Source organism: Acinetobacter sp. A2, assembly GCF_012371325.1.
In the GTDB taxonomy this organism is placed as follows: Bacteria; Pseudomonadota; Gammaproteobacteria; order Pseudomonadales; family Moraxellaceae; genus Acinetobacter.
This window is the reverse complement of sequence record NZ_JAAZQX010000006.1, coordinates 93043-102168: the sequence shown is the minus strand read 5'-3', so window position 1 is coordinate 102168 and position 9126 is coordinate 93043. Positions and strand designations below refer to the sequence as shown.

Sequence of the window (9126 nt, the reverse complement as noted above, 5' to 3'; positions counted from 1 at the left end):
GACCATACGTTATAGTTGGCTGAGCAAGCATTTATTTGATACTTTGGATGAAGTACAAGATTATGCAACAAACTGGTTGTGGCATTACAACCATGAAAGACCACATCAAGCTAACAAAGGAAAGCCACCTCTAATGGCTGCTTAACCTCTACTTTTAACTTCGGTTATTTATGGGAGGATTACCCCACAAGGTTGGGAGTTTTCGACCAAACTGTCTTATAGCTTCAATACTGAAAATGACGATACTAACTATCAATCGGGTGATTATTTTGCTGGGGATTATGCAATCGGTTATCAATTGAATGATCAACTCAAACTTGCGCTAGAAGGCTATATGTTTAAACAAACCACAGATGATGAAGTGAACGGTGCCAGTATTGGCAATAAAGGACAGGCGTTGGCATTTGGCCCTGCAATTCAATATAAGAAGGATAACTGGTCATTAGAGGCGAAGTTCCTGAAAGAAACCGAAGTGGAGCATCGTCCTGAAGGACATTCCACCACCTTGAAAATGGTGTGGGCGTTTTAAGGTCTAACTTTATCTAGCATTTGCTCTTGCAGCCTTGCAGTACAAAGCCAAGTTCTAGGACTTGGCTTTGCTTTTTTGGACATTCTTTTCTAAAAAGCTTGTTCTGTGGACTGAGTGTTAAATTAATGCTGTGCTTTATGTGTACTCTGCCCAAAAATGATCTAAAAGCTAGAGCAAAGATCATAGAGTAAACTGTTCACACAGGGTTAGAATCAAACATAGCATGTGCGTCTTGTATGCAGGAGAGTCATTTTGAGTCAAACAATTGATACCGATGTGATTATTATTGGTGGTGGACAAGCTGCATTAGCCACGGCTTACTTTTTAAAACGGCAAAAAATCAATTTTCTGATTTTGGATAATCAAACGCAAGCGGGCGGTGCATGGCAACATGCGTGGGATTCTTTGCAGTTATTTTCTCCAAATACATGGAGTTCTTTGTCGGGTTGGTTGATGCCTAAAACTGAACAGGAATATCCAAAGCGATTAGAAGTGATTGACTATTTAAGGGCTTATGAAGCGCGCTATCAATTCCCAGTGCTGCGTCCTGTGCAGGTCGAAAACATCATAGCTGAAGGCAATGATTTAATCGTTTGTTCGGCACAGCGAAGCTGGCGCGCCAAAGCGGTCGTGAGTGCAACAGGCACATGGAGTCAGCCTTTTATTCCAGCCTATGCAGGGCGTGAACAATTTTTAGGTACACAAATTCATTCGGCCCATTACCGCAATGCTGAAGCTTTTCAGGGAAAAAAAGTGATGATTGTCGGTGGTGGTAACTCTGGCGCACAAATTTTGGCAGAAGTGTCTAAAGTGGCTGAAACCTTTTGGGTTACACAGCAACCCCCAAGTTTTTTAGCCGATGATGTAGATGGACGGGTTTTATTTTTACGTGCCACGGAACGCTTAAAAGCCCAGCAAGAAGGTCGCAGCATTGAACAACCGATTGGCAGTTTGGGTGATATTGTGATGATTCCAAGTGTCAAAGATGCACGGCAACGCAATGTATTGCATGGCCTGCCGCCATTTGACTATTTAACTGAACATACTGCAGTTTGGGCAGATGGAAGTGAACAGGACATTGATGCCATTATTTGGTGTACAGGTTTTAAGGCAGCAGTGTCACATTTGCAAAGTTTGGGTGTGGTCAATGCACGCGGTACAGTCGATGTGTCAGAAAATCGAGCGCTACAACAGCAAAATTTGTGGTTGGTCGGTTATGGTGATTGGACTGGTGCAGCATCGGCAACTTTAATTGGCGTTTCCCGAACAGCACGAGATGTGGCAGCGCAAATCGCAGCGTATTTACAGACAACAGTGTAAGGTCATCATTGTGACTAAAAGTTATGATTAAAAACTGAAAACAGCAACTATAGCCATAAAAAAAGCCCTCTGTAGTAGAGGGCAAGAGGGTAACTTAAAAGTATTTACAGGCACTACTCAAAATAAGCAGTTACTGTTTTGGTAAATCAAACCAAATAAATTGGCTGTCTTGCTTTGCTTCAATCACGGCATCATCAGCAAATAACAAGGCATCGCCTGCTTTCACGGTCTGCTCACCAATGCTGATTTCACCACGAATCACATGCACATAGTTGACCGCTTGTGTTGCAGCAACATCTAGCTGCTTTCCTGCTTGCAATACTGCAGCTTTCACTTCGGCTTGTTGGCGTATATGCATTGGGGCATTGTCATTCGGGCCGACAATTAAATGCCACTGGTTCGGTTCAGCATTTGGGTCACGCTGAATTTGTTGGTAAGTCGGTTCCGCATTGCGTACATTGGGTTGAATCCAAATTTGCAACATGTGCACTTCTTCATCGCCATTGTTAATTTCGCTATGCTGAACGCCTGTACCCGCACTCATCAGCTGCCATTCACCAGCACTGATATGACGCTCATTGCCCATACTGTCACGGTGGGAAATCGTACCATTTAACACACAGGTCAAAATTTCCATATTGTCGTGGGGGTGTGTGCCAAAACCATTGTGCGCTGCAATACGGTCATCATTAATGACACGTAAAGCACTCACACCCATATATTTCGGGTTATACCAGCTACCAAAAGAGAAACTGTGTTTGGTGTCTAACCAACCCATTTTGACGTGACCACGTTTTTCGCTACAGTGTAAATAAGCATTCATGATCATGCTCCTATCATTTTTTTAACTTAAAGCCATCTTATGCTTTTTTATGTTGCCAACCTACAGCCGTTCTGCAACATGCCGTTCTAAAATTGCAACATTTAGGGTGGTGATCTGTAAAAGCATACTTTTTTCAAATATCAAAAAACCCACGTAAAACGTGGGTCATTCGCTGCCTAAGCAGGGGGATTATACGGTGTGCGATTATTCAAGGAATTTCACAGTCACACCAGAACGTACTTTACGACCTAAGTCATTGGCATCCCAGTTGGTTAAACGAATACAACCGTGTGATGCTGTTTTTGAAATAGTCGATGGGTTTGGCGTACCATGAATACCAAAGGATTTTTTACTCAAGCCAATCCAGATATTACCTACAGGGCCATTCGGGCCAGGTGGTAAAGACAGTGGTTTTAAGTTTTTACCCTGAATAAAGTTACTTGGTGAATAGCTATACCATGGGTTTGGCGCAACACCTGTAATTTTATAGGTACCTGTTGGTGATGGTGTATCTGCACTACCAATGGTTGCAGGGAATGAACCAACCATTTGGTTTTGCTTATTGAACAAATACAATTGTTTTGCGCCTTTGTGCGCCACAATCAGGTGAATGTCTTCTGGTAAGTCATTGCGGACATTGGTCACCAATAACTTTTCACCCGCTTTGTTAAATGTCGCATTTGGATTTAATTTCTTTAAGAAATTTTCATCCATGTGGAATTTTTCACCTAGCATTTCGCTGACACGGGTGTAGTACAAGCCTTTCATTTTGGCTTGTTCTGCATAGTCATGTGGAATGGACTTAGCATACGGACCTTTTAGGTCAGCTTCAGTAATTGTGTATTCTACAAATGCAGGACGTGAACCTTGACGTGCCACCAAAGCATCCCAAGTTTCTTGGGTTAAAATACCTGTAGGTTTAATGCCGTTCATTTGCTGGAAAGATGCAATGGCTTTCAGGGTATTTTTACCGCTGGTACCATCAATTGCACCCGGAGAAGCATGGGCATTATTCAACATGACATGCGCACGCGCATACACTGGAAATTGACCTTTGCCAATATTTTCATACCAAGTGGCATTATTAAGACCGTCTAAAGTCCACGAAGCTTTTGGCGCTGCAGTGGTTGTGGTTTCAACAGGCTGGCTTGGCGTGGTTGTGGTCGGTGCTGTGGTCGGTGCTGCACCTACATCGGCAGTGGTATCTTCAGTTTTGTGTAGATCATCTAAGGTTTGTGATGCCTTATTTAAATCATTTTGTTCTTGTTGCGTAATAGCAGTATCGGTTGCATTGAGCGTGCTTTGTGCTGCAGAAGCTTCTGTTGCTAAAGGATCAATTGGATCTTCAACCGCAGTATTGCTGATCACTTGTGGATTTAACGGTTGTTCAGCAGTAGATGCAGCAAAAGTAGTTCCTGCAAAAATGCAACTTAAACTCATTGCGAGTATTGTGCGAACGAACATGTAATTCAACCTTGAGAATTATTCATTTACATAGATAAAAACTAGCCAAGTATTGCAGAAAAACTAAGGAGATGCAGTAGTTGTTTTGTGTAAATGTGCAAGAGGATGATGCTTTTACCGATGCTTTTGTTTATGTGATGTATTTCACGAAAATAAAAATTGAAATTGCACGTAAAGTTTAGGATAAAAAGACCAACCAGAAATGAAGTTATTAAAACTTCAACCTTTTTGATATGATGGCTGCAAGATTGAAAATGAGTTGGGAAAGTAAATGACGACCTTAAAAAATGATCGTTTTCTTCGTGCCTTATTACGTGAGCCAGTAGATTGCACGCCCGTATGGATGATGCGTCAGGCAGGACGTTATTTACCAGAATATCGTGCCACACGTTCGCAGGCAGGAGATTTCCTTTCTCTATGTAAAAATACAGAATTTGCATGTGAAGTAACCTTGCAACCACTGCGCCGTTATGAATTAGACGCTGCTATTTTATTTTCAGATATTTTAACCGTTCCAGATGCTTTAGGTTTAGGACTGTATTTTGAGGCAGGCGAAGGGCCAAAGTTTCATAAAACCGTGCGTACTGAGCAAGATGTTGCCAATTTACCTAAATTCAATGCCAAGTCAGATTTAGACTATGTTATGAATGCAGTATCGACCATACGTTCTGCTTTGGGTGGACAAGTGCCTTTAATTGGTTTTTCAGGCAGTCCGTGGACCTTAGCGACCTATATGGTAGAAGGTGGTTCAAGTAAAGATTTCCGTTTTACCAAAAACATGATGTATGCACAGCCTGAAGTATTGCATGCGCTGTTAGGTCGTTTGGCAGACGCAGTGACTGAATATTTAAATGCACAAATTGATGCAGGCGCACAGGCAGTTCAAATTTTTGACAGTTGGGGCGGTGCATTAGCACATCGTGAATATATTGAATTTTCACTGAACTATATGCAGAAAATTGTGTCAGGTCTGCAGCGTGAAAAAGATGGCCGTAAAATTCCTGTTATTTTATTCACCAAAGGTGGTGGTCAATGGCTTGAGCCAATGATTGCAACAGGTGCAGATGCCTTTGGTTTGGACTGGACAACACCACTGAATGTGGCACGTCAAACTGTAAATGGTCGTGCGGCTTTACAAGGAAACTTAGACCCTGCCACTTTATATGGTTCACCTGAAGCGATTGCCAAAGCTACTCGTGCAATGCTGGATGATGCTTACGCCAATGGTGAAAAAACTGGTTATGTGGCCAACTTGGGTCATGGTATTACCCAATGGGTTGACCCTGAACGTCCTAAAGTGTTTATCGATACCGTACATGAATACAGCGCTAAATATCTATAATAAAAGCAATCATATAGATCAGTTAGTTGTAGATGGAAATGGGTAACGTGAGCTTCAGTCGGGTCGTCAAATCATGATGTGGCGAACATGGCTGAAGTCAGGATTTGAATTTTCGACTAAGGCAGCTTCGGCTGCCTTATTTGGAATTTTATTGCTGATTGCATTTGCATTTACAGCACCTATGGCCAGTCAGGAATATTTTGGCTTTTTTCGTTATGACTATTTGCTGTTTTATGCCTTAATCATTCAGGTTTGTCTTTTATATTTAAAACTAGAATCTTGGGCTGAAGCCAAGGTGATTGCTTTATTTCATATTTTGGCAATGATCATGGAAATTTTTCTGACCCATCCACAGATTGCTTCATGGCAATATCCGCAACCTGCTGTGTTTAAAATTATGACTGTGCCGCTGTTTGCAGGCTTTATGTATTCAGCAGTTGGTAGTTTTTTTGCACGTTCCTTGCGTTTGTATCGGGTATCGTTACTGAATTTGCCAACTTTCCCGAATATGCTGGCTTTAGCGGTTTTGTCTTATATTAATTTCATGAGCAAATTTTTTATTCCAGATATTCGCTACGGCTTATTTGCGTGGAGTGTGCTGATTTTCTGGAAAACCAAAATCCGTTTTCAATTGCAACAGCATCAATTGCAGCTGCCAATGTTACCTATATTGTTGCTATTGGCATTTATTATTTGGGTGGCAGAGAATATCAGTACCTTTTATCAAATTTGGCTATATCCAAGTCAGGTCGATACGTGGCACATGGTGGGTTGGGGCAAGTTGGGGTCTTGGTACTTGTTGCTGCTATTGAGTCTAGTTTTAGTCATGCAAATACTTGGTATTCGTGATGCTCAAGGACGATGGACACTTAAAGATGAGGCTCCGAAAACAGACTCAATTCAGGGATGATCTTACGCTACAAAAATAATGCATGACTTTGGTATAAATGTTTTGCGTTCTTAGTCGCATCTCGCTATCTTAAAGCGGTGTAATAAAAGTTACACAAAGCAATAATAATGATTCGAAGCATAACTTTTCGGATAATAAATTTCTGGAGTACGACTATGATGAAAAAATTAGCATTGGCTGCAGTGTTGGCAGTGGGTTCTACAGCAGCATTTGCAGACCGTGATGCAGGTTGTGGTATCGGTTCACAAGTTTGGGCAGGTCAGTCTGGTAAAGTGGCTAAAATTTTAGCAGCAACCACCAACGGTATTTTTGCTAACCAATTATTTGGTATTACATTTGGTACTTTAGGTTGTAGCGGTACAGGTACAGTAACTGCACAAGTCGTGACTTTTACCAATGAAAATGCTGAATCATTGGCACGTGATATGGCAGTTGGTGAAGGTGAAAGCTTAAATGTATTGGCTGAATTGCTAAACATTAAAGCTGAAGATAAAGCACACTTCTTTACAGTTTCTAAGCAAAACTTTGCTTCTATCTACTCTGCAGAAAACCAAACGTCTTTAGAAGTTCTGGCTTCTTTACAAAACGTAATGGCAAATGATGACGTATTAAAAGCATACGTTTAAGTTTGAATGAAAGCCCTGTGTAATTGCAGGGCTTTTTTATACCCAAATACAATGTTGAAATTCAAATTTGCCTATAAAAAACATATAAGATGTCCATGAAATTTTTTGTCTTGTGTACTGCTGCTTTTTTATCTCCTACGGTTTTTGCTTTATCTTCTGAAATATCAACCAGCCTGACTCAACAACTTTCTCCAAGTTCTGTGGCACAAAGGGCTGAAACTTTAGCCACATCTGCAAGCAATTATGTGCAAAAAGCCAAAGATTTGCACTTAGCAGAACAGGTGACTTGGCAGCGCTTAATGTATGCGCAGCAAGGCAAAAGTGAAGTGCAATATGCGGGCTATTTTGTGTCAGAACAAGGTGGAAGCAATTTAGACCAAGAGTTACTTCGCAATGTGCAGGCATTATTTGAAATAGCGCCTGCCAATCAATCGGTGCAGTGTAAATTTCCTGCACGCAGTCGTTGGCTGATTGAACAATTAAATATTCCTCAACAGGACTTAGCACAGGTGCAATGCCCTGAATTGGATGAATGGATTGGGCAAATTAAGCCCTATAAAGCAGTGCTGATTTATGCCACAGACTTTATGGGCAATCCAAGTTCTATGTTTGGGCATACCTTATTGCGCTTGGACCCGAAAGATCAAAAACAATTAAATCTTATATCCTATGCCGTGAATTATGCAGCAACCGTCACTGGCAGTGAAGGTTGGTCTTATGCGTGGAAAGGGCTTACAGGGCAGTATCCAGGTGAATATTCATTAATGCCGTATTACCGTAAAGTAAAAGGATATGGCGATTTAGAAAGCCGTGATTTATGGGAATATGAACTGGCACTGAATGAACAAGAAACCACATTTTTAGTGCAGCACATTTGGGAAATGAAGCATGTGCAATTCCCTTATTATTTTATTAGTGATAATTGCGCCTATCGTTTACTAGGGTTAATTGATCTGGTACGCCCTGAACTGAATTTACAACAACAATTTAAAGTGGCATCTATCCCAATTGAAACGTTGAAAGCTATAGAACAGGAAAACTTAGTTGCCGATGTAGTTTATCGTCCTGCTTTGGAAACCCAGTTATTGGCACAAGCTCGACAGCATGGTACGGCTTTGGCAAAAACAGCGCATCAAGTGGCTGAAGCAGAACCTCAGAATGTTGCTTCAATTTTGAAAAATTACAGCCAAAGCGATCAGGCTAAAATTTTAGAAATGGCCTATGACGATTTATACCTAAAACTGATTGGACGCAAAATTGAAGCTAAACAGGCACAGCCACGGCTTAGACAAATTCTAAGTTTAAGAAGTCACATCAATTTAGAAAAACAACGTCAGGATGCTCCGCGCCCTCAGGTTGATCCTGTACAGGGGCACGATGCACGAACTGTTGCGGTACACACAGGCGAGGTGCAAGGGGAGCACTTTATCGAATTGAACCATCGTCAGGCGTACCATGATTTACTCGACCCACAAGGCGGTTTTCGTACAGGGACGCAGCTGAATTTCTTAGACCTATCCTTACAATACCGTGAAGAGCGTTTAAAACTGAATCAGTTAGATGTACTTTCGGTGAACTCTTATAACCCAGTCACGCCATTTAAAACACCGCTCAGTTGGGGCTTTAATTTTGGTTGGCAGCAAGAAGCATTGAATTCACACGGAACTTTTAGTGAAACTGAGCAGCATGGCGTGATGAGCATCAAGACCCAGTTTGGCTATAGTTTGGCTAGTCAGACGCGTGAGCATTTATGTTATGCACAAGTGCAGAATCATATTCAAGCTGGAAAGGCTTTAGATAAAGGCTGGCGCGTGGGCATTGGCCCGACACTGGGTTGTCAAAATATCTGGTCAAAACGTATTAATAGCCTTGTTCAAGTGGAATTGCCGTATTGGGAAGATTCACATCAATGGCAATTTAAATTGAATAGTCAGTTTCAATATATGTTTCATCCACAACATGTTTTACGTTTGGGGTGGGAATATCAGCAACAAGACAAAAAGAACTGGGATAAGACTAGTTTAGGTTATGTGCATTTTTTCTAAATTGGCTTAATGTGACATTGTTCGCGTTTAGATAAAATTTAATTGAGTTATCCTTCAAATTCGTTAG

The 9126-nt window shown here is 41.3% G+C and carries 8 protein-coding genes and 1 pseudogene; 7 read left to right on the top strand and 2 right to left on the bottom strand.

All coding sequences use genetic code 11. The features are described from left to right. From HHA43_RS04140 to HHA43_RS04130, 3 genes and pseudogenes are all read left to right on the top strand, one after another. Window positions 1–145, top strand: a 145-nt coding sequence (locus tag HHA43_RS04140; RefSeq protein WP_168460208.1) for an integrase core domain-containing protein, incomplete at its 5' end; no start/stop codon positions are given. A 24-nt stretch (window positions 146–169) separates the two neighbouring features. Continuing rightward, window positions 170–529: pseudogene (locus tag HHA43_RS04135) on the top strand (transporter); the annotation flags it as partial. A gap of 249 nt (window positions 530–778) precedes the next feature. After that, a complete protein-coding gene (locus HHA43_RS04130) occupies window positions 779–1849 on the top strand; it encodes an ArsO family NAD(P)H-dependent flavin-containing monooxygenase (protein WP_416240599.1) in 1071 nt (356 codons plus the stop codon). Window positions 1850–1979: 130 nt separating this feature from the next. Here HHA43_RS04130 and HHA43_RS04125 read toward each other — a convergent pair whose 3' ends face one another. Further along, window positions 1980–2672: a pirin family protein gene (locus HHA43_RS04125; RefSeq protein WP_168541770.1), complete on the bottom strand. Its 693-nt coding sequence runs from the start codon at window positions 2670–2672 to the stop codon at window positions 1980–1982. Window positions 2673–2876: 204 nt separating this feature from the next. Next, window positions 2877–4136, bottom strand: coding sequence for a L,D-transpeptidase family protein (locus tag HHA43_RS04120; protein ID WP_168526311.1), 1260 nt, complete (start codon window positions 4134–4136; stop codon window positions 2877–2879). A 271-nt stretch (window positions 4137–4407) separates the two neighbouring features. Between HHA43_RS04120 and hemE the strand changes: the two genes are divergently transcribed. The 4 genes from hemE to HHA43_RS04100 all read left to right on the top strand — a co-directional run bounded on the left by hemE (window position 4408) and on the right by HHA43_RS04100 (window position 9059). After that, complete coding sequence (gene hemE / locus HHA43_RS04115) at window positions 4408–5478, top strand: uroporphyrinogen decarboxylase (protein WP_168526313.1); 1071 nt, start codon at window positions 4408–4410, stop codon at window positions 5476–5478. Between the two features lie 76 nt (window positions 5479–5554). Then, a complete protein-coding gene (locus tag HHA43_RS04110) occupies window positions 5555–6388 on the top strand; it encodes a DUF817 family protein (RefSeq protein WP_168417809.1) in 834 nt (277 codons plus the stop codon). Window positions 6389–6543: 155 nt separating this feature from the next. Further along, the gene (locus HHA43_RS04105; protein ID WP_168541768.1) at window positions 6544–7014 is read left to right on the top strand and encodes a DUF3015 family protein; all 471 of its coding nucleotides are present in this window, start codon (window positions 6544–6546) and stop codon (window positions 7012–7014) included. Between the two features lie 95 nt (window positions 7015–7109). Next, complete coding sequence (locus tag HHA43_RS04100) at window positions 7110–9059, top strand: DUF4105 domain-containing protein (protein WP_168541766.1); 1950 nt, start codon at window positions 7110–7112, stop codon at window positions 9057–9059. Window positions 9060–9126: the final 67 nt, after the last annotated feature.

Coding starts and splice junctions, on each gene's coding strand:
- HHA43_RS04120 (WP_168526311.1), bottom strand. CDS start 4,136: ATGTTCGTTCGCACAATACTCGCAATGAGTTTAAGTTGCATTTTTGCA.
- HHA43_RS04125 (WP_168541770.1), bottom strand. CDS start 2,672: ATGAATGCTTATTTACACTGTAGCGAAAAACGTGGTCACGTCAAAATG.
- HHA43_RS04110 (WP_168417809.1), top strand. CDS start 5,555: ATGTGGCGAACATGGCTGAAGTCAGGATTTGAATTTTCGACTAAGGCA.
- HHA43_RS04105 (WP_168541768.1), top strand. CDS start 6,544: ATGATGAAAAAATTAGCATTGGCTGCAGTGTTGGCAGTGGGTTCTACA.
- HHA43_RS04100 (WP_168541766.1), top strand. CDS start 7,110: ATGAAATTTTTTGTCTTGTGTACTGCTGCTTTTTTATCTCCTACGGTT.
- hemE (WP_168526313.1), top strand. CDS start 4,408: ATGACGACCTTAAAAAATGATCGTTTTCTTCGTGCCTTATTACGTGAG.